The sequence below is a fragment of the Limnohabitans sp. Jir72 genome (assembly GCF_003063575.1).
Lineage (GTDB): Bacteria > Pseudomonadota > Gammaproteobacteria > Burkholderiales > Burkholderiaceae_C > Limnohabitans_A.
Map to the genome: position 1 here is coordinate 1 of NZ_NESC01000017.1, position 20,688 is coordinate 20,688.

Below are 20,688 nucleotides of genomic sequence, written 5' to 3' on the forward strand. Positions count from 1 at the left end.
GACATCGAGGTGCCAAACACCGCCGTCGATATGAACTCTTGGGCGGTATCAGCCTGTTATCCCCAGAGTACCTTTTATCCGTTGAGCGATGGCCCTTCCATACAGAACCACCGGATCACTATGTCCTACTTTCGTATCTGCTCGACTTGTCAGTCTCGCAGTTAAGCACGCTTATGCCATTGCACTATTATCACGATGTCCGACCGTAACTAGCGTACCTTCGAACTCCTCCGTTACGCTTTGGGAGGAGACCGCCCCAGTCAAACTGCCTACCATGCACTGTCCCCGATCCAGATAATGGACCTAGGTTAGAACCTCAAACACACCAGGGTGGTATTTCAACGTTGGCTCCACCGAAACTAGCGTTCCGGCTTCAAAGCCTCCCACCTATCCTACACAGATCTGTTCAAAGTCCAATACAAAGCTACAGTAAAGGTTCATGGGGTCTTTCCGTCTTTCCGCGGGGAGATTGCATCATCACAAACATTTCAACTTCGCTGAGTCTCAGGAGGAGACAGTGTGGCCATCGTTACGCCATTCGTGCAGGTCGGAACTTACCCGACAAGGAATTTCGCTACCTTAGGACCGTTATAGTTACGGCCGCCGTTTACTGGGACTTCAATCAAGAGCTTGCACCCCATCATTTAATCTTCCAGCACCGGGCAGGCGTCACACCCTATACGTCCACTTTCGTGTTTGCAGAGTGCTGTGTTTTTATTAAACAGTCGCAGCCACCGATTTTTTGCAACCCCGTTGGGCTCCCTTTGTTCAAGTTCACCTACTAGGGGCATACCTTCTCCCGAAGTTACGGTATCAATTTGCCGAGTTCCTTCTCCTGAGTTCTCTCAAGCGCCTTAGAATACTCATCTCGCGCACCAGTGTCGGTTTGCGGTACGGTCAATTACAAGCTGAAGCTTAGTGGCTTTTCCTGGAAGCAGGGTATCACTCACTTCGTGTGCAAGCACACTCGTTATCACCCCTCATCTTAGCCCGGCGGATTTGCCTACCAGGCATGACTACAGGCTTGAACCAACATATCCAACAGTTGGCTGAGCTAACCTTCTCCGTCCCCACATCGCACTTGTAATCGGTACAGGAATATTGACCTGTTTCCCATCAGCTACGCATCTCTGCCTCGCCTTAGGGGCCGACTCACTCTACGCCGATGAACGTTGCGTAGAAAACCTTGCGCTTACGGCGAGGGGGCTTTTCACCCCCTTTAACGCTACTCATGTCAGCATTCGCACTTCTGATACCTCCAGCAGGGTTTACACCACCACCTTCACAGGCCTACAGAACGCTCTCCTACCACTTGCAATAAATTGCAAATCCGCAGCTTCGGTAACTGGCTTAGCCCCGTTACATCTTCCGCGCAGGACGACTCGATCAGTGAGCTATTACGCTTTCTTTAAATGATGGCTGCTTCTAAGCCAACATCCTGACTGTTTTAGCCTTCCCACTTCGTTTCCCACTTAGCCAATTTTAGGGACCTTAGCTGGCGGTCTGGGTTGTTTCCCTCTTGAGTCCGGACGTTAGCACCCGGTGCTCTGTCTCCCAAGCTGTACTCATCGGTATTCGGAGTTTGCCTTGGTTTGGTAAGTCGCCATGACCCCCTAGCCAAAACAGTGCTCTACCCCCGATGGTAATACTTGAGGCACTACCTAAATAGTTTTCGGAGAGAACCAGCTATTTCCAAGTTTGTTTAGCCTTTCACCCCTATCCACAGGTCATCCGCTAATTTTGCAACATTAGTCGGTTCGGACCTCCAGTACCTGTTACGGCACCTTCATCCTGCCCATGGATAGATCACTTGGTTTCGGGTCTACACCCAGCGACTGATCGCCCTATTCGGACTCGATTTCTCTACGGCTTCCCTATTCGGTTAACCTTGCCACTGAATGTAAGTCGCTGACCCATTATACAAAAGGTACGCAGTCACCCCTTTCGAGGCTCCTACTTTTTGTAAGCATGCGGTTTCAGGATCTATTTCACTCCCCTCCCGGGGTTCTTTTCGCCTTTCCCTCACGGTACTTGTTCACTATCGGTCAATGATGAGTATTTAGCCTTGGAGGATGGTCCCCCCATATTCAGACAGGATTTCTCGTGTCCCGCCCTACTTGTCGTTAGCTCAGTACCACACATCTGTTTTCGCATACGGGGCTATCACCCACTATGGCCGGCCTTTCCATGCCGCTTTGCTAACAGTTGTGCTATCACTAACAGGCTCTTCCGATTTCGCTCGCCACTACTTTCGGAATCTCGGTTGATGTCTTTTCCTCGAGCTACTGAGATGTTTCAGTTCACCCGGTTCGCCTCGCATGACTATGTATTCATCATGCGATACCCCTAAGGGTGGGTTTCCCCATTCAGAAATCTCCGGATCAATGCTTATTTGCCAGCTCCCCGAAGCTTATCGCAGGCTTTCACGTCTTTCGTCGCCTATCATTGCCAAGGCATCCACCACATGCTCTTATTCACTTGACCCTATAACTTTGAACTCTCTTGCGAGATCTCATCGTTATTTTCAAGGAATGTCTGTCAGGTCTTTCACCTGACGCGTTATGCCGTAAATGAATAATTCCTCAACACAGGATGTTTCCATCCAATATCAAAAGAACAATTCGTCTTTACTTGAATTTCAAACGTCGTTTGAATATTCGTTTTGACGCAATCAAAAAATTGTCACCAGGGGCACGGTCCGCACTAAACCTTTACGAATGTGCGGTTTCCCCTGGCAACTCTGATTCGACTCTATGAATTTTTAAAGAACAGCCGTGTGTCTTGCGACACTTGTTAATCGATCAATATCAATCAACACAAAAAAAGCCTTTTGCACAAACAAGCAAAGCCTCTTTTGTTTTGAATGAGATCAAAACATTTGATAAGTTCTATCCAGATATTGGTGGAGGATGACGGGATCGAACCGACGACCCCCTGCTTGCAAAGCAGGTGCTCTCCCAGCTGAGCTAATCCCCCGTTGTCTTACCCTTGGCACCTTTCAGCGCCTGTCTTCAGAAGGATTGGTGGGTCTGGTTGGTCTCGAACCAACGACCCCTGCGTTATCAACACAGTGCTCTAACCAACTGAGCTACAGACCCAAGCCGGTCACCAATGACTGCAAACAGTCGTCAGCGACAACCTTCCAACAACCGATAAGTGTGAGCGTTCAATTTAGATTGCAGTTTCCAGAAAGGAGGTGATCCAGCCGCACCTTCCGATACGGCTACCTTGTTACGACTTCACCCCAGTCACGAACCCCGCCGTGGTAATCGCCCTCCTTGCGGTTAGGCTAACTACTTCTGGCGAGACCCGCTCCCATGGTGTGACGGGCGGTGTGTACAAGACCCGGGAACGTATTCACCGTGACATTCTGATCCACGATTACTAGCGATTCCGACTTCACGCAGTCGAGTTGCAGACTGCGATCCGGACTACGACTGGTTTTATGGGATTAGCTCCCCCTCGCGGGTTGGCAACCCTTTGTACCAGCCATTGTATGACGTGTGTAGCCCCACCTATAAGGGCCATGAGGACTTGACGTCATCCCCACCTTCCTCCGGTTTGTCACCGGCAGTCTCATTAGAGTGCCCAACTGAATGTAGCAACTAATGACAAGGGTTGCGCTCGTTGCGGGACTTAACCCAACATCTCACGACACGAGCTGACGACAGCCATGCAGCACCTGTGTTACGGCTCTCTTTCGAGCACGAAGCTATCTCTAGCGACTTCCGTACATGTCAAAGGTGGGTAAGGTTTTTCGCGTTGCATCGAATTAAACCACATCATCCACCGCTTGTGCGGGTCCCCGTCAATTCCTTTGAGTTTCAACCTTGCGGCCGTACTCCCCAGGCGGTCAACTTCACGCGTTAGCTTCGTTACTGAGTCAGTGAAGACCCAACAACCAGTTGACATCGTTTAGGGCGTGGACTACCAGGGTATCTAATCCTGTTTGCTCCCCACGCTTTCGTGCATGAGCGTCAGTACAGGTCCAGGGGATTGCCTTCGCCATCGGTGTTCCTCCGCATATCTACGCATTTCACTGCTACACGCGGAATTCCATCCCCCTCTACCGTACTCTAGCTATACAGTCACAAATGCAGTTCCCAGGTTGAGCCCGGGGATTTCACATCTGTCTTATATAACCGCCTGCGCACGCTTTACGCCCAGTAATTCCGATTAACGCTTGCACCCTACGTATTACCGCGGCTGCTGGCACGTAGTTAGCCGGTGCTTATTCTTACGGTACCGTCATGAGCCCCTCGTATTAAGAGAGACCTTTTCGTTCCGTACAAAAGCAGTTTACAACCCGAGGGCCTTCATCCTGCACGCGGAATGGCTGGATCAGACTTGCGTCCATTGTCCAAAATTCCCCACTGCTGCCTCCCGTAGGAGTCTGGACCGTGTCTCAGTTCCAGTGTGGCTGGTCGTCCTCTCAGACCAGCTACAGATCGTTGGCTTGGTGAGCCTTTACCCCACCAACTACCTAATCTGATATCGGCCGCTCCAATCGCGCGAGGCTCTTGCGAGTCCCCCGCTTTCATCCGTAGATCGTATGCGGTATTAGCGTAACTTTCGCTACGTTATCCCCCACGACTGGGCACGTTCCGATATATTACTCACCCGTTCGCCACTCTCAAGGGGTTGCCCCCTCTACCGTTCGACTTGCATGTGTAAAGCATTCCGCCAGCGTTCAATCTGAGCCAGGATCAAACTCTATAGTTCGATCTTGATTTTTTTCGGTCTTTCGACCAACTCATAAATTGGAATCGACGCGAACATCATCTCTGATATCCACATCTTTTTTACTTCATGAGCGTTTGTTAGCTAATTAAAGCTAAGTTCCGAAGAACTTGGCAATCACCATCAAACGCCCACGCTTATCGGCTGTATATTTTTAAAGAACCCAGGCAACTTATCATCACCTGCTCTTGCCTCGCTGCGATCAGCGAAGCCTTGAATTATGACACAGTTTTCATCGCTGCGTCAAGTTTTTGAAATTTTTCTTGATCAACAAGATCATTTCTCCAACCCCCTCACTGCTATTGTTTGGTCTCTTTCGAGAACCTCACTTGTGTGCAGCGAAGCCCTCGATTATTGCACAGATTTTTCGACTTCGGTGGGTTTTTTGTCTTCGTTGATCATTTTTTGCTGGTCCCACCCGGATAATGGGCCTATGGCTTTACTCACTTTATTGAACGCGTCTCTGGCTTTTGGCCATGTCGCACTCCTCGATCACGCAGACTTCTCCCTGGAGACTTCTGAGCGCATTGGCTTGATCGGTCGCAACGGCACGGGCAAATCGTCTTTGCTCAAAATTTTGGCCGGAATGGAACGCCCAGATGACGGTGCGCTGCACATACAACAAGGCGTTCGCATCGCCTACGTAGCGCAAGAACCCGTGTTGGTCCCCGAGCACACCATCTTTGAATCAGTCCGCGAAGGACTGGCAGAAGTCGTCCAATGGATTGACGACTATACGCACAGCCGCGGCGACCTGGACACGCTGCAAAGCCAAATTGAATCGCGCGATGGCTGGGGCTGGGAACAGCGGCTGGATGAAACCCTGCAACGGCTGCAACTGGACCCGAATGCTGTGGTGCAGTCGCTGTCTGGCGGCATGCGCAAGCGCGTTGCGCTGGCACAAGCCTTGGTAACCCGCCCGGACGTGCTTCTATTAGACGAGCCGACCAACCACTTGGACCTGAATGCCATCACCTGGCTGGAAGACCTGTTGATCGACTTCAAGGGCAGCGTGATCGCCATCACGCACGACAGGGCGTTTCTGGACCGTATTGCCACGCGCATTGTCGAACTGGACAGGGGCAAGCTGCGCCCCTACCCGGGCAACTACGCCGCCTACCAAGTGCAAAAAGAAGAGCAACTTGCGCAAGAAGCCGTGATTCAAGCCAAGGCCGACAAACTGCTGGCACAAGAAGAAGTCTGGATTCGCAAAGGCGTGGAAGCGCGCCGCACCCGCAGCCAAAGCCGGATCACACGGCTGCAAAACCTGCGAGGTGAACGCGCTGCTCGCCGTGAAAAAGTGGGCAACGTGAGAATGGAAGTCGCCTCGGGCGTGCCGAGTGGCAAGCTGGTGGCCGAACTGACCGATGTGAGCAAGAGCTTCACCCAACCTGACGGCTCGGTGCGCACCATCATTCAGAAGTTCACCGGCACCTTGCTGCGGGGTGACAAGATCGGCTTGCTGGGCCCCAACGGCGCAGGCAAAACCACCTTGCTCAAACTGATTTTGGGCGAACTCGAAGCCGACAGCGGTGAAGTGCGACGCGGCAGCAAGCTCGAAGTGGCCTACTTTGACCAGATGCGCGACGCCCTGGACCTGAACGCCACGCTGGAAGACTTCATCAGCCCCGGCAGCGAATGGATCGAAATCGGCAACAAGCGCCAGCACGTCAAGAGCTATTTGGGGGATTTTTTATTCTCACCCGCACGGGCCACTTCGCCCGTGCGCTCACTGTCTGGCGGTGAACGCAACCGCCTTTTGCTGGCCCGCTTGTTTGCCCGTCCGGCCAACGTGCTGGTGCTGGACGAACCGACCAACGACCTGGACATTGAAACCCTGGAGCTGCTCGAAGAGCTGCTGCAAACCTACGAAGGCACCGTGTTCTTGGTGAGCCACGACCGCGCCTTCATGGACAACGTGGTCACCGGCATCATCGCCTGCGAAAGCGCGCCGGACCAGCCCGGCTTCTGGCGCGAATACGAAGGCTCAGTGCAAGACTGGCTGATCCAGTCCCAACGCAGCCAAACCATCCGCGCCCAAGCCGCGCAACGCAGTGGCAACGCCGTAGCAAACGCAGCACCTGCAGCACCCGTTGTCGAAACGCCCGCTACAGCCCCCACTCGCAGCAAGCTCAGCTACAAAGAACAGCGTGAACTGGCCGAGTTGCCCGCCAAAATCGAAGCCTTGGAAATAGAGCAGGCCCATGCCCGCGCACAATTGGCGGACGGCAGCATTTACCAGCGCGACCCGGGCTTGGCGCAGCAACTGTTCAAGCGCGACACCGAGATTGACGACGTGTTGCTGACAGCCATGGAGCGCTGGGAAATCCTGTCCGCACGCTGACGCTGTCAACGGCAGTCCAAACGGCGACCCCCATGATCGCCTGTTGGCACTACATTCAAAGGCATGACCTTTTCCGAACTCAGTGCACTCTGGGTGCTCGCCACCGTGAGCAGCTTCAGCCCGGGGCCCAACACCGCATTGTCGACAGCGATGGCCGCCAACTACGGGCTGCGCCATGCCATGCGCTTTGTGTGCGCGGTGCCGGTGGGCTGGGGGATGTTGTTCACGCTGTGCGCTACAGGTTTGGGTGGGCTGGTGGTGGCTTTCCCTCCTTTGCGATGGGGCATCGTGGTGCTGGGCAATGGGTACTTGCTATGGCTCGCCTCGCGTTTGTGGGGCAGCGGCAGCTTGCAACAAGCCGACAGCGCCAAACTGCAAGTGGGCTTTGTGCAGGGTGTCGGCTTGCAGTTCCTCAACATCAAGGCCTGGATGCTGGCCTTGGCCATCGTGGCCGGCTGGGTGGCAGGGCGTGAAGACGCCACCGCCCGCACACTGGTGCTGCTGCCCGTCATGGTGGCCTATGGGTTTTTCAGCAACCTGACCTACGCGGTCGCGGGCTCCATGCTGCGGCACTGGTTGGCGCACGGGCGCCGCTTGCTGGTGTTCAACCGCTGCATGGCCGTGGCGCTGCTGGCCACTGTGGTCTGGCTGCTGAATGGTTTGCGCACCACAGGTACATGAAGGCGCCCCCATGAAAGACATGAAAGCCGAAACCCAAGGCCTGTGGCTAGGTCTGCTGGGCGTGGTGATCTTTGCGCTCACCTTGCCCATGACCCGCCTGGCCACCGGCACGGTCGATGCCCCGCAGTTATCGCCCTGGTTTGTCACCTGGGGCCGAGCGGCATTGGCGGGCTTGTTGTCCATCGCCTACCTGCTGATCACTCGCGCGCCCCGGCCCGCCCCCGCACAACAGGGCCCTTTGATGCTGTCACTGAGGGGCAATGTGATCGGCTACCCCTTGCTGCTGGGCTGGGCCCTGCGTCACGTCACAGCCAGCCACGCCGCCGTCATCACAGCCTTGCTGCCCTTGGCCACGGCAGCGGCTGCCGCCTGGCTCATGCACCAGCGAGCGCGCCTGGGGTTTTGGGTGTTTGCCGGTTTGGGCAGTGCGCTGGTGGCGGTGTACAGCGTGCTGCGGGCGGCACAAATGGGGCACGGGTTTGGCCTGACCTGGGCCGACACCCTGCTGCTCGGCGCGGTGGTCGCCGCCTCGCTGGGCTATGTGGCGGGCGCCAAAGTCACCGCCAGCCTAGGCGCTGAAAAAGTCATCAGCTGGGTCTGCGTGATGGCGCTGCCCATCACATTGCCCGGTGCCTGGCTCACTTGGCCCAGCCAGCCGATCGCCACCACCTCGTGGCTGGCCTTGCTGTACGTCGGTATGTTCTCGATGTGGGCCGGGTTTTTCGCCTGGTTTCGGGGCCTGTCCGTGGGGGGTCCGCTGCGCGTGAGCCAGTTGCAATTGCTGCAACCGTTCATCACCATCTTGGCAGCCATACCTTTGCTGGGAGAATCACTGGATGCCATGACCCTGGGGTTTGCCCTGCTGGTGGTGGCCACCGTTTTTTTGGGGCGACGCATGGCGAACGCACCAACAGCCCGCTAAACACACAACACGGAGCACAACATGAACTGGAAACTGGCCCAACGCGCCGAAAAAATGAACCCCTCGGTGATCCGCGAGATCCTGAAAGTGACCGAGAAACCCGGCATCATCAGCTTTGCAGGCGGTCTGCCCTCGCCCCTGACCTTCCCGATCGACGCCATGCGCGAAGCCAGTGAGCGCGTGCTGAGGGATGACGGCAAAGCCGCCCTGCAGTACGCCGCCAGCGAAGGTTACGCACCGTTGCGCGAATGGGTGGCGCAGGACCTTCGCAAACAAGGCATGACCGTCAGCCCCGACCAAGTGCTGATCACCACCGGCAGCCAGCAAGGCCTGGACCTGGTGGCCAAGATCCTGATCGACGCAGGCAGCCGTATCTTGGTCGAGACCCCCACTTACCTGGGCGCCCTGCAAGCTTTTACGCCCATGGAGCCTGTTGCCGTGTCGGTGAACAGCGATGACCACGGCGTGGACCCTGCTGACCTGCGCGCCAAAGTGGGCACCGGCGCTGACAAAGCCCGCTTTGTGTACCTGCTGCCCAACTTCCAGAACCCCACCGGCCGCACCATGACCGAGGAACGCCGCGCCGCCGTGGCGCAGGTGGCCATCGAGTCTGGCCTGCCGATCATCGAAGACAACCCTTACGGCGATCTGTGGTTTGACGCGCCACCCGCGCCTTCGCTGAGCTCGCGTCACCCCGAAGGCAGCGTGTACCTCGGCTCGTTCTCCAAGATCCTTGCCCCCGGCCTGCGACTGGGTTACTTGGTTGCGCCGACAGCGCTGTACCCCAAGCTCTTGCAAGCAAAACAAGCGGCCGACCTGCACACGCCCAGCTTCAACCAACGCGTGGTCGCTGAAGTGCTGAAAGACGGCTTCATTGAGCGCCATGTGCCCACCATCCGCGCGCTTTACAAGCAGCAGTGCGAAGCCATGCTGGCCGCGCTCGACCGCGAAATGGCGGGTCTGGGCCTCGCATGGAACCGCCCAGTGGGCGGCATGTTCCTGTGGGTGCAACTGCCCAAAGGCCTCAAGGCCATTCCTCTGCTGGCCAAGGCCGTCGACAAAGGCGTGGCCTTTGTACCCGGCTCGGCCTTTTACGCCGACGGCGCCAACGAAAGCACACTGCGCTTGTCGTTCGTGACCGCCACCGTGGACCAGATCAACACCGGCATGGCCGCGTTGGCTGCTGCGATTCGCGAATCGCTTTGACCGACTGAACTGAACCGCACGATGCAAGCCCGCACTTTCCGGCAAGTGGATGTCTTCACCGACACCGCCTTCTTGGGCAACCCGCTGGCCGTGGTGCTGGACGGCACAGGTCTGAGCGACGCGCAAATGCAAAGCTTCGCCCACTGGACACAACTGAGCGAAACCACCTTTGTGCTGCCGCCCACGCCCAAGGGCGCTGCAGGCGGGGCCGATTACCGGGTGCGCATCTTCACGCCCGGCATGGAGTTGCCGTTTGCGGGCCACCCGACTTTGGGCACGGCGCATGCTTGGCTGAGCGCGGGCGGCCAGCCCCGACAAAGCGACCTACTGGTGCAGGAATGCGGCGTCGGCCTGGTGACTTTGAAGCAGCGAGGCAAGCGCTGGGCTTTTGCGGCACCACCGCTGAACCGCTCGGACATCTCGGCCAACGAACTCGCTCCAGTGCTGGCTGCTTTGGGGCTGGATGCGTCGCAAGTCATGGCCGCCCAAAACCTGAACAACGGCCCGCACTGGCTGGGCCTGCTGGTGGACGAGGTCGACACTGTGCTGGCCTTGACGCCTGACCATGCAGCCCTCAAACAACTGGGCACCAAAGTCGGCGTGGCTGCGCGTCGTCAAGCGCCAAGCACAAGCCTGATCCACCGCGCCAACCGCGAAGCCCGCGCCTTTACACGAGGGCGCACCCACCCCCATCAAGACCCAACCGATCTGGAAGTACGCGCTTTTGCCGCCCCGGTGGGCATCACCGAAGACCCGGTCACCGGCAGCCTGAACGCGTCGCTGGCGCAATGGCTGATGGCCGCTGGCAACATGCCCACACAGTACAGCGCACGGCAAGGCACGATGCTGGGCCGAGCCGGGCAGGTCTTCTTGTCGCAAGACGCGCAAGGCCAAGTCTGGGTGGGCGGCGATGTGGTCGGTTGCATTCAGGGCACGGTGAATTTGTGAGCCCTGCGTGTGCCACTGCAAAACAGCCCGCTTGCGCCTGCCCCCAAAGGCTGCGCCGCTGATCACCCCAGCGACAGGCGCAAGCGCCCAGGCTGCGCACAATCGCAGACATGGGAACACTCTATTTGGTCCGCCACGGACAAGCCTCTTTCGGGGCCGACGACTACGATCAACTCAGCCCACTGGGCCGCCAACAGGCGGTGCGCTTGGGCGAATACCTGCGGCCCAAACTTCAAAGCCAACCCATCGAGGCCGTGATGATGGGCAGTTTGAAGCGCCACCGCCAAACTTGGGAAGGCATTGCAGAGGGCGCGGGTTTGCCCCACATCCCGTCTGTCTGGCCTAGCCTGAACGAATACGACAGCCACGCGCTGATCGAGTCCATCCACCCCGCGCCGCTGGCCAAGCCCGACACCCCCGAGCTGTACCGCCACCACTTTCGCCTGCTGCGCGATGCACTGCAGGCCTGGATGGCGGGGCGCACACAACCCCAAGGGATGCCCAGCTACGCCGACTTTGTGGGCGGCATCGAGGCGGCGCTGGACCATGTCCGCCAAAACCATTCGGGGGATGTGATGATCGTCTCCAGCGGTGGCCCCATCTCGACCGCCGTCGGCCGCATTCTGGGTGCCCCCGCTGAGACCACCATCGAGCTGAACCTGCGCATCCGCAACACGGCGCTGACCGAGTTCGTGTACAACCCCAAGCGGCACATGCTGCTGACCTACAACACACTGCCGCATCTGGAGTCGGACGAACACCGCGATTGGGTGACTTACGCTTGAAAACACCGCGTAATTCCCTAGAAAAAACGCTTCGGCTAGTAGGCACAATGTCTGCATGAATGCATATGCCGCACACGCGGCGCTTGAGTTGCGAGCGGGTGGCATCCAGCTGCCCTGCCAGCCTGAAACCGATGCCCAACTGACACTGAGGCCATTGGCACAATGGCTTGCGTCCTACCAACTAGAAGACAGCGTCCAGAGCCTCCTCATACCGACCGCCCGCGGCCTGCAAAGCGTGGTGATTCTGCGCCCAGAACTGCAAGCGGCCTGGATGCCGCAGCATGACACCACGTCATTGCACCAAAGGCTGGGACACGAGGCCGTGTCGAACCGCGTGTGGACCCTGGAGCGCGAAATCCTGATTGCTTTGCTGGGATCACCGCTTCGTTTCAGTTTTGCCAGTTTGGAGGCTTTGGCCTCGCATGTGCGCGTGCGCCGCAACATGACGCTGGCCGCGCGCAAAACAGCGCTGGCTTTCAAGACCGAAGCGGCCGAACGCCCTGAAGACCACTGGCAATACGACGAGGAACGGGGATTCACACTCAAGCCCGGGCGCTGCCTGATCGATGCGCTGATCGCCGCCACGCAACCCGAAGCCACTGGCAAGCTCTACGATTTTTCCTGCTACCGGGCCACCGAATACGTGATCTTGCTGGGCATTGCACAAGAGCTGCAAATCCACCATCCAGATTTGTTGGCCGACTTACAACACATCAACGAGATCCACGCTATCCGCTCAGGCCAGTTCCACGATGTTTTCCTGATCGAATACGGCAGCATGGAACAGCCGCTGCCTGCACGTTATTACGTGCCGGGTGACCGCCTGTGGTTTCGCAACCCCGACGAGCGCTCATCGGATGTCATGGGCTACGAAGGCTCCTGGGTGATCTACCTGGGTGGCGGCCTGTTCAGCAATTTCTGGAAACGCGACCAGCCGTTCACGCTCGAATCCAAAGCCATCGAGATTTACCACTGGCGCGATGGCGTTCACACCGATGCCCAAGGCCAGCTGCACATGGACGAGAACGTGGTCGATCAGCGCGTGGCCCAAACCCGGGCCGACCCACAAGCCGCCCAACGGGTGCTCGATCGCATGCTGCGCATGCGTGACGCCAAAGGGGTCTATGCCGAAGGGGGTTGCTTGGACACCACACGCGAATGCCCGCGCAGCGTCAGCCGCGATCAGTGCGAACTGGTGTTGCCCCACTTCTGAGCACGCGCTTCACTCAGGAAACAATCAGGCTGTGTGCTGCCGCAAGGTGTCAGGCGGCAGTTGGTCCACCTCCACCAGCAATGCGGCCAAAGCACGGCCCGCCGCATCCAGCAAGGCTTTCCCCTTTTCAGGTGTCGCCGCAGCCGCATTGCCCGCAGCCCCTTGCGCGTTGTAGTCCTGCATCTGCCAGCCCAGCTTGGCGCTGCGGCCATTGCCCAGAATGTCAAAACGCTCGGCCCGGTCTTGCGAAGTAGATCGGAAATTTTGCGCCGCGTCCATGCGCACCAGCTCAGGCCGCAGGGCCCGCATCATGGACGTCTCCACCTCCCCGGCATGCACACCAAAGCGGTGCTCTTGCGGGCTGAACAAGGCATTCACGTCCTGTCCGTTCGCATCGTGCAAGGGCAAGTGGAACCAGCTCACGCTGTAGACCAGCATGTCCAAACGCGCCCGCAGGTCGCGCGCCACCAAATCCATCACACTGACCTGCCCGCCATGGGCATTGAACAGCACCAGTTTGCGCACACCGCTGGCGGCCACCGACTCGCCCACGTCGGTCCACAAGCGCACGATGGTTTCGGATTTCAGCGTCAAGGTGCCAGCAAAGCGGGCGTGCTCAGGGCTCAAGCCCACCGATTGGGTCGGCAAAAAAAGCACTGGCAAATCGGCCGGCAAATGCGGCAAGCTGGCCGCCACCACACCATCCACCAAATCGGTGTCCACCGACAGCGGCAAATGCGGACCGTGTTGCTCGGTCGCAGCCACCGGCAAAACCGCGATGGTGCGGTCCAGCGCCAGCGTGGCGAAGTCGGTGGTGGTCAGATCGGCCCAAAAACGGTGAGGGGTATGCATGCCCGCATCTTAATGGAGCCCAGCCCCTCGGTGTACAGTGCCATTTTTCCATGCAAGGCCCTCCCTGCGAGGGCGACAGCCCATCTGATGTTGAAACCGATGCTCTTCTTGACTGCCTTGCGCCGCACTTGCACACGCACAGGTGCCGCGTTTGCCGTAGCGCTCTTATGCCTTGTGCCCCTGGCCATTCAGGCCCAAGTGCTGGGCGCCACCGTCAAAACCGACCAAGTCCGAGCCGAACTGCTGGCCCACGCCCCGCAAGGCATCCAAGCTGGACAGACGTTCTGGCTGGGCCTGCAAATCCAACACCAGCCCCATTGGCACACCTATTGGCAAAACCCGGGCGACTCGGGGCTGCCCACCCGGCTGCAATGGAAACTGCCCACGGGCCTGCAAGCTGGCGACATCGCTTGGCCACTGCCCAAAAAGATCCCGATCGGCACCCTGGCCAATTACGGCTACGAAGGCGCGGTCATGTTGCCCGTGCCGGTCACTGTTGGCCCTGACTTCAAAGCGCCTGTGGTGGGCCCTGTGAAAATCCAGCTGCAGGCCGAATGGCTGGTCTGCCGCCAGGAGTGCGTTCCACAAGAGGGACAGTTTGAGCTGAGCTTGCCAGCACAAGGCGCTACGGCCCTGCATGGTGCCTTGTTTGACGCGGCACAAAAGCAAAGCCCGCAGACCCTTGCGGGCGCACACCAAGCCACCGTCTCGGCCGATGGACGCACGTTGACGCTCAGCATCGAAGCCCTGCCCAGTGCGTGGCGCGGTCAAACCCTGAGCCTGTTCCCCGTCACGGCCAATGTGGTGAACAACGCAGCCGTACAAGGTCAAACCTGGACCCAAAGCTGGCAAGGCGCCCGCTGGACGGCCCAGATGCCCGTGTCCGATGAGCGCAGCGAAAGCCCGACCCACATGACCTGGGTGATTGCTGCAGGCCCCGAATCTGCCCCGCGCGCACCGGCGGTGGAGGTGACCACACCGGTGAGCGGCACCTGGCCTGCCTTGGCCACAGCCAGTCCCAGCGCCAGCGTGTCACCCGCCTTGGCCAAAGCCCTGGCAGACAACGCCAAAGCCCCGACGCCCCAAAGCGGCAGCTGGGGCAGCTTGGTCTTGGCCGTGCTGGGCGCCTTTGTGGGTGGTTTGCTGCTCAATTTGATGCCTTGCGTCTTCCCGGTGCTGGCCATCAAAGTGCTGGGCTTTGCCCAACCTGGCCATGGCCGGGCGGAGCATCGCGCTGCAGGCCTGGCCTACACCGTGGGTGTGGTGATCTCGTTCTTGTTGCTGGGCGGGCTGCTGCTCGGCTTGCGCGCAGCGGGCGAGCAACTGGGCTGGGGCTTTCAACTGCAATCACCGGTTGTGGTCGCAGGTCTGGCCCTGCTGTTCACCCTGCTCGGCCTGAACCTGGCGGGTGTTTTTGAATTCGGCCAAATGGTGCCCAGTCGGCTGGCCAGCTGGCAAAGTCGCCACACCACCGTCAACGCCGGTCTGTCAGGTGTTTTGGCGGTCGCTGTGGCCTCACCTTGCACCGCCCCCTTCATGGGCACATCGCTGGGCTTGGCCATCGCTTTGCCCGCCTGGCAGGCCTTGGCCGTCTTTGTGGCCATGGGCCTGGGCATGGCTTTGCCCTATTTGGCGGCCAGTTTCTGGCCTGCAGTGGCGCGGGCCTTGCCACGGCCCGGCGCGTGGATGGTGGTGTTCCGTCAGGCCATGGCCTTCCCGATGTTCGCCACCGTGATCTGGTTGTTGTGGGTGCTGGGCCAGCAAACCGGCATCGACGGGGCCAGCGGCCTGCTGGCAACGCTGCTGTGCGTGGCCTGGCTGGCTTGGGCCTGGGGCTTGCAAGGGCGCGCCCGGTGGGTGCTGAGCGTGCTGGCTTTGGGCGCGCTCACATGGCTGGCGGTCAGCGTGTTGCCAATGGCTTTGCGTGAAGCGCCGTCAAGTCCAATGACCAGCAACGAGGCAGCACCCCGTTGGCAAGCCTGGTCCGAAGCCCGTGTGCAGTCCGAACTGGCCGCAGGGCGTCCGGTCTTTGTGGACTTCACGGCCGCTTGGTGCGTGACCTGCCAGTACAACAAAAAAACCACGCTGGCCGATGCGGGTCTGCTGGCCGACTTTGACGCCCGCCAGGTCGTGTTGATGCGCGCTGACTGGACGCGCCGCGACGCGGCCATCACCCAGGCGCTGACTGCCTTGGGCCGCAGTGGCGTGCCGGTCTATGCCCTTTATGCACCAGGCCGTGCGCCGGTGCTGCTGTCCGAATTGCCCTCGGTGGCCGAGGTGCAGCAGGCCCTGCGGGGTTTGTGAGCGCGCATGCCCTGCCCTGCCGGGTGAAGGCACAAACAGTCCTGCGACAATCGGGGGATGAGCACAAGCCCTTCTCCTTCTTCCTTCGCCCCATTGGCCAACGACACTTTCTTGCGCGCCTGCCTGCGGCAAGCCACTGACCACACCCCCATCTGGCTGATGCGTCAAGCGGGCCGCTATTTGCCTGAATATTGCGCCACACGCGCCAAGGCCGGCAGCTTCATGGGCCTGGCCACCAATGTCGACTACGCCACCGAGGTGACTTTGCAGCCGCTGGAGCGCTACGCCTTTGACGCCGCCATTTTGTTCAGCGACATCCTCACCGTGCCCGATGCCATGGGCCTGGGCTTGTCTTTTGCCCAAGGCGAAGGCCCACGTTTTGCCAAAAACGTGCGCGACGAAGCCGCCGTGGCCGAGTTGGCCGTGCCTGACATGAACAAGCTGCGCTACGTGTTTGACGCCGTCACCAGCATCCGCAAGGCATTGAACGGCCGTGTGCCTTTGATCGGCTTTTCCGGCAGCCCCTGGACGCTGGCGTGCTACATGGTCGAAGGCAAGGGATCGGACGACTACCGCCAAGTCAAGAGCCTGATGTACAGCCGCCCTGACCTGATGCACCGCATTTTGGAGATCAACGCCGACGCGGTGGCCCTGTACCTGAACACCCAGATCGAAGCAGGCGCGCAAGCGGCCATGATTTTCGACAGCTGGGGCGGCGTGCTGGCCGATGGCGCCTTCCAGGAATTCAGCCTGGCCTACACCGCCCGCGTGCTGAGCCAGCTCAAGACCGAGCACAACGGCCAGCGCATCCCGAGCATCGTCTTCACCAAAGGCGGGGGCCTGTGGCTGCCCGAAATGGCGGGCCTGAACTGCGACGTGCTGGGCCTGGACTGGACCATGAACCTGGGCCGCGCCCGGGCTTTAGTGGGCGGCGAAGTCGGCGGCCCGGGTAAAGCGCTGCAAGGCAACATCGACCCGAACGTGCTGTTTGCGCCGCCCGAGCAGATCGCCAAAGAAGCGCGCCGGGTGCTCGACAGTTTTGGTACACCGCACATGGACACCACACGCACCGGCCCCACGCAGATCTTCAACCTGGGGCACGGCATCAGCCAGTTCACATCACCCGAACATGTGTCGGCCTTGGTGGAAACGGTGCACCAGCACTCTCGCCATTTGCGCTCGGCGGCTTAAGTGTCTGGCTAGCATAAAAAACAAGATCCAAATGCCGTTTTTTTAGAAAATAAATGCATTTGGATGCTTGACTTATGCACAAAAATTCAAACCACTCATGGCGAGATCGTACATTTTGTAACAGCCAAGCCAAGCACCTGCCAAATTTGCAAGTTGTTGATTTGAAAGAGATTTTCTAATTTGCACATTGCGTGGGCAATCTAGCGGAAGGCTTGATTTTCAAGGCTTTCCAGCCTTCCAAGCCAGGTTCTCCACAAAGTTATCCACAGTTTTTCTGGATGACTATCAAAGGACTTTTAAATCAACAACTTAGACCAGATTTGAAGAATTTTTATAACCTCGACAACTGTCAATACCGCTAAAAAATCAGGAAAAATGTGAGCACACACCACTGGATCGACGTTGCCGTCCAGACCCCCGCCCACAGCCAGATCGGGGGCTTGTTGAGCTACCGCTGCCCGTTTGCGGTGCAGCCCGGTCAGCTGGTGCGCGTGCCTCTGGGCAAGCGCGAGGTGCTGGGCGTGGTGTGGGCTGTTTCAGACACGGCGCCAGCAGACATGCCAGCGTCTGCGGTGCGCGATGCCACGGGCTTGCTGGAAGGCTTGCCGCCTTTGGATGCGAGCTGGCGGCAATTGGTGCAGTTCTCGGCGCAGTACTACCAGCGGTCCTTGGGCGAGGTGGCTTTGTCGGCCTTGCCGCCGCAATTGCGCGACCTGAGCTCTGAACAGCTGGCCCGCCGCCTGAAAAAGCAAGCCCAACCGGCCACGATCGAGGTCCAGCCCGGACTGGCACTGTCGGACGAACAAACGGCCGTGCTCGCGCAAATGCAAAGCCATACCGGCCCTTTCTTGCTGTTTGGCAGCACCGGCAGCGGCAAGACCGAGGTGTACCTGCAAGCGGTCGAGCGCATGCTGCAAGCCGACCCGCAAGCCCAGGCCCTGTTGATGGTGCCCGAGATCAACCTGACACCGCAGCTGGAAGAGCGGGTGCAAGCGCGCTTTGGCGAACAAGCCGTGGTCTCCATGCACAGCGGCATGACGCCAGCTCAGCGCCTGAAAGGCTGGCTGGCCGCGCACGCTGGCCACGCCCGCATCGTGCTGGGCACGCGCATGGCCATTTTTGCGTCCATGCCGCACCTCAAGCTCATCGTGGTCGATGAAGAGCACGACCCCAGCTACAAGCAACAAGAAGGCGCCCGCTATTCGGCCCGCGACTTGGGCGTCTACCGGGGGCGCCTGCAAAACGCGCAGGTGCTGCTGGCCTCGGCCACGCCCTCGTTGGAGAGCTGGCACCTGAGCCGATCGGCCGAAGAAGGGGGGCGCTACCTGCGCCTGCACATGCCCTCGCGCGTTGGCACCGGCTTGCTGCCCAAAGTGCGGCGGGTGGACATGAACCACCAGGCCAAGAAAGCCGTGCTGTCAGCGCCCTTGCTGGCCGCCCTGCAAGAGCGCGTGGAGCGCGGCGAGCAATGCATGCTGCTGCTCAACCGGCGCGGCTATGCCCCGGTCTTGCACTGCGCCGATTGCGGCTGGAAAAGCGAATGCAAGCACTGCAGCGCCTTTCGCGTGTTCCACAAGATCGACCGCACCCTGCGCTGCCACCACTGCGGCTTGACCGAGCGTGTGCCCCGCGCCTGCCCCGAATGCGGCAACGCCGACATCGCGCCCATTGGCCGCGGCACCGAGCAACTTGAAGAGCACCTGGCTGAACTGATGGGGCACGTCAAACGCCCCGATGGCTCACCGATCCGCATCGCCCGCATCGATGCCGACACCACGCGCCTGAAAGGCACGCTGGAAAGCCAGCTGGCCTCGGTCCATTCGGGCGAGGTGGACATCCTGGTCGGCACACAGATGATCGCCAAGGGGCATGATTTTCGGCGCATCACCTTGGTCGCGGCGGTCAACCCGGACACCGCCCTGTTCTCCAGCGACTTTCGGGCACCTGAGCGCCTGTTTGCCTTGCTGATGCAGGCCGCTGGCCGGGCCGGGCGCGAAGCCAGCCAAAGCGCCACCAGCGAGATGTGGGTGCAAACCTTTCACCCCACGCACCCGCTGTTCGAAGCGCTCAAGAAACACGACTACCCGGCCTTTGCCGCCAGCGAACTGGCCGAACGCACCGCCGCCGACCTGCCGCCCATCAGCCACCAAGCCCTGCTGCGCGCCGACGCCCGCAGCCAAGACGTGGCCCAGGGCCTGCTGAACGCCGCGCGGGAAACGCTGGAAGCCCAATTGAGCGCCGACCCAGCCACCGCCGACTTGGTGCTGCAGGTCAGCGTCTACCCCGCTGTGCCCATGAGCATGCAGCGCGTGGCCGATGTGGAACGCGCCCAGATGCTGCTGGAAAGCCCCAGTCGCATGGCCCTGCAAAAAATGCTGTGGCACCTGCATGGCGTGCTGCACCAGCTGCGCAGCCAGCCCGAACACAAAGGCGGGATCCGCTGGTTGGTGGACGTGGATCCGCAGGCGATTTGAAGCTGCGTCTCAGGGCTTGATCATAGCCACCGCGCCCGAGAAGGTCAAGAACGCCACGGCCGTGGTGACCAAAATGATGCGGGCGATGCGCCCGTTGTCGGCACCCAGGCGCTCGGCCAGGAGTGCGACATTGCTGGCGCTGGGCAAAGCGGCCACCAACACCATCACCATGAAAGCGAATGGCTCAATCTGCACACCCCAGCGGATGGCCGCCGAAGCGACCGCAAAAACCAAGAGCGGATGCAACAGCAGTTTGATCAGGGCCACGGGCCAATAATCGCCAGCACGCAGCGGCCCATGTGGACGTTGGTGCGCCAGCATTTGCGAACGGGCCAGCACCGCACCGATGGTGAACAGCGCCACGGGTGAAGCCGCATCGCCCAGCAAGCCCACCGTCTTGGCCACAGGCCCGATCAGCTCCAGGTTCCAGTAAGAAAAAGCCCCACCCAGAGAAATCGCCCAAGGCATGGGGTTGCGCACCACACCCGCCAGCGCCTTGCGCGCAGCCACCGCAGCGCCATGCTCACCCGCTGCATCCATGCGCGACAGCGCCACGCACAAGGAGGTGGTGACCACCATGTCCACCAAAATCGTCACGATGGCAGGCCCCGCAGCGGCGGGGCCGAGCAGCGCCACCAGCAGCGGCACCCCCATGAAACCGGTGTTTGGAAAAGCCGCCACCAGCGCCCCCAAAGAAGCGTCGTTCCAACGGATACGCGGGTTCAGACTGACCCGGATCGTGAACGCCACCATGGCCAGCGCACAAAACAAATAGGTGAAGAACACGCCAGCGTCCAGCAATTGCGCAATCGGGGTGCTGGCGCCAAACCGAAACAACATGCAAGGCAGGGCAAAAAACAACACAAAGCCATTCAGACCTGGGATCGCCTCCAGTGGCAACAAGCCTTTGCGCGCGGCGGCGTAACCGCACAAAACCAGGGCAAAAAACGGGAATGTGATGCGGAGGACTTCAAGCATGGCCTTATTGTCACCGCCCGTACAGCGAACACCCCGTCGCCAGACCGACA

12 protein-coding genes, 2 tRNA genes and 2 rRNA genes are annotated in these 20,688 nt (G+C 59.6%); 10 read left to right on the forward strand and 6 right to left on the reverse strand.

The window, feature by feature from the left end:
* The 4 genes from B9Z52_RS16705 to B9Z52_RS16720 form a co-directional block, all read right to left on the reverse strand.
* A 23S ribosomal RNA gene (locus B9Z52_RS16705) occupies positions 1–2,484 on the reverse strand; the annotation flags it as partial.
* A 416-nt stretch (positions 2,485–2,900) separates the two neighbouring features.
* Positions 2,901–2,976: transfer RNA gene (locus tag B9Z52_RS16710), tRNA-Ala, on the reverse strand.
* A 45-nt stretch (positions 2,977–3,021) separates the two neighbouring features.
* Positions 3,022–3,098, reverse strand: a tRNA-Ile gene (locus B9Z52_RS16715).
* Positions 3,099–3,189: 91 nt separating this feature from the next.
* Positions 3,190–4,722 (reverse strand): 16S ribosomal RNA (locus B9Z52_RS16720).
* Between the two features lie 451 nt (positions 4,723–5,173).
* On the opposite strand from B9Z52_RS16720, the gene B9Z52_RS16725 reads away from it, so the two are divergent.
* From B9Z52_RS16725 to B9Z52_RS16755, 7 genes are all read left to right on the forward strand, one after another.
* Positions 5,174–7,084, forward strand: a complete 1,911-nt coding sequence (locus B9Z52_RS16725; protein ID WP_108414987.1) for an ATP-binding cassette domain-containing protein — start codon at positions 5,174–5,176, stop codon at positions 7,082–7,084.
* Between the two features lie 63 nt (positions 7,085–7,147).
* A complete protein-coding gene (locus B9Z52_RS16730) occupies positions 7,148–7,765 on the forward strand; it encodes a LysE family translocator (protein WP_108414988.1) in 618 nt (205 codons plus the stop codon).
* A 10-nt stretch (positions 7,766–7,775) separates the two neighbouring features.
* Positions 7,776–8,687 (forward strand): DMT family transporter, encoded by a 912-nt coding sequence (locus tag B9Z52_RS16735; RefSeq protein ID WP_199222129.1) that lies wholly within the window; start codon positions 7,776–7,778, stop codon positions 8,685–8,687.
* Positions 8,688–8,708: 21 nt separating this feature from the next.
* Positions 8,709–9,893, forward strand: coding sequence for a PLP-dependent aminotransferase family protein (locus B9Z52_RS16740; protein ID WP_108414990.1), 1,185 nt, complete (start codon positions 8,709–8,711; stop codon positions 9,891–9,893).
* A 21-nt stretch (positions 9,894–9,914) separates the two neighbouring features.
* Positions 9,915–10,841 carry a PhzF family phenazine biosynthesis protein gene (locus tag B9Z52_RS16745; protein WP_108414991.1) on the forward strand — a complete coding sequence of 309 codons (927 nt, stop codon included), beginning with the start codon at positions 9,915–9,917 and terminating at the stop codon, positions 10,839–10,841.
* 110 nt (positions 10,842–10,951) lie between these two features.
* Positions 10,952–11,626, forward strand: coding sequence for a histidine phosphatase family protein (locus B9Z52_RS16750; RefSeq protein ID WP_108414992.1), 675 nt, complete (start codon positions 10,952–10,954; stop codon positions 11,624–11,626).
* A 55-nt stretch (positions 11,627–11,681) separates the two neighbouring features.
* Positions 11,682–12,839 carry a hypothetical protein gene (locus tag B9Z52_RS16755; protein WP_233252003.1) on the forward strand — a complete coding sequence of 386 codons (1,158 nt, stop codon included), beginning with the start codon at positions 11,682–11,684 and terminating at the stop codon, positions 12,837–12,839.
* A 24-nt stretch (positions 12,840–12,863) separates the two neighbouring features.
* On the opposite strand, the gene B9Z52_RS16760 is transcribed toward B9Z52_RS16755, so the two are convergent.
* The gene (locus B9Z52_RS16760; protein WP_108414993.1) at positions 12,864–13,691 is read right to left on the reverse strand and encodes a creatininase family protein; all 828 of its coding nucleotides are present in this window, start codon (positions 13,689–13,691) and stop codon (positions 12,864–12,866) included.
* Positions 13,692–13,790: 99 nt separating this feature from the next.
* Between B9Z52_RS16760 and B9Z52_RS16765 the strand changes: the two genes are divergently transcribed.
* The 3 genes from B9Z52_RS16765 (at position 13,791) to priA (ending at position 19,660) form a co-directional block, all read left to right on the forward strand.
* Positions 13,791–15,995 carry a protein-disulfide reductase DsbD gene (locus tag B9Z52_RS16765; protein ID WP_199222130.1) on the forward strand — a complete coding sequence of 735 codons (2,205 nt, stop codon included), beginning with the start codon at positions 13,791–13,793 and terminating at the stop codon, positions 15,993–15,995.
* A gap of 57 nt (positions 15,996–16,052) precedes the next feature.
* Positions 16,053–17,186 (forward strand): uroporphyrinogen decarboxylase, encoded by a 1,134-nt coding sequence (gene hemE, locus B9Z52_RS16770; RefSeq protein ID WP_108414995.1) that lies wholly within the window; start codon positions 16,053–16,055, stop codon positions 17,184–17,186.
* Between the two features lie 377 nt (positions 17,187–17,563).
* Positions 17,564–19,660: a primosomal protein N' gene (priA, locus tag B9Z52_RS16775; protein WP_108414996.1), complete on the forward strand. Its 2,097-nt coding sequence runs from the start codon at positions 17,564–17,566 to the stop codon at positions 19,658–19,660.
* 9 nt (positions 19,661–19,669) lie between these two features.
* Here the strand turns inward: priA and B9Z52_RS16780 are convergent, their stop codons facing one another.
* Positions 19,670–20,638 carry an AEC family transporter gene (locus B9Z52_RS16780; protein WP_108414997.1) on the reverse strand — a complete coding sequence of 323 codons (969 nt, stop codon included), beginning with the start codon at positions 20,636–20,638 and terminating at the stop codon, positions 19,670–19,672.
* Positions 20,639–20,688: the final 50 nt, after the last annotated feature.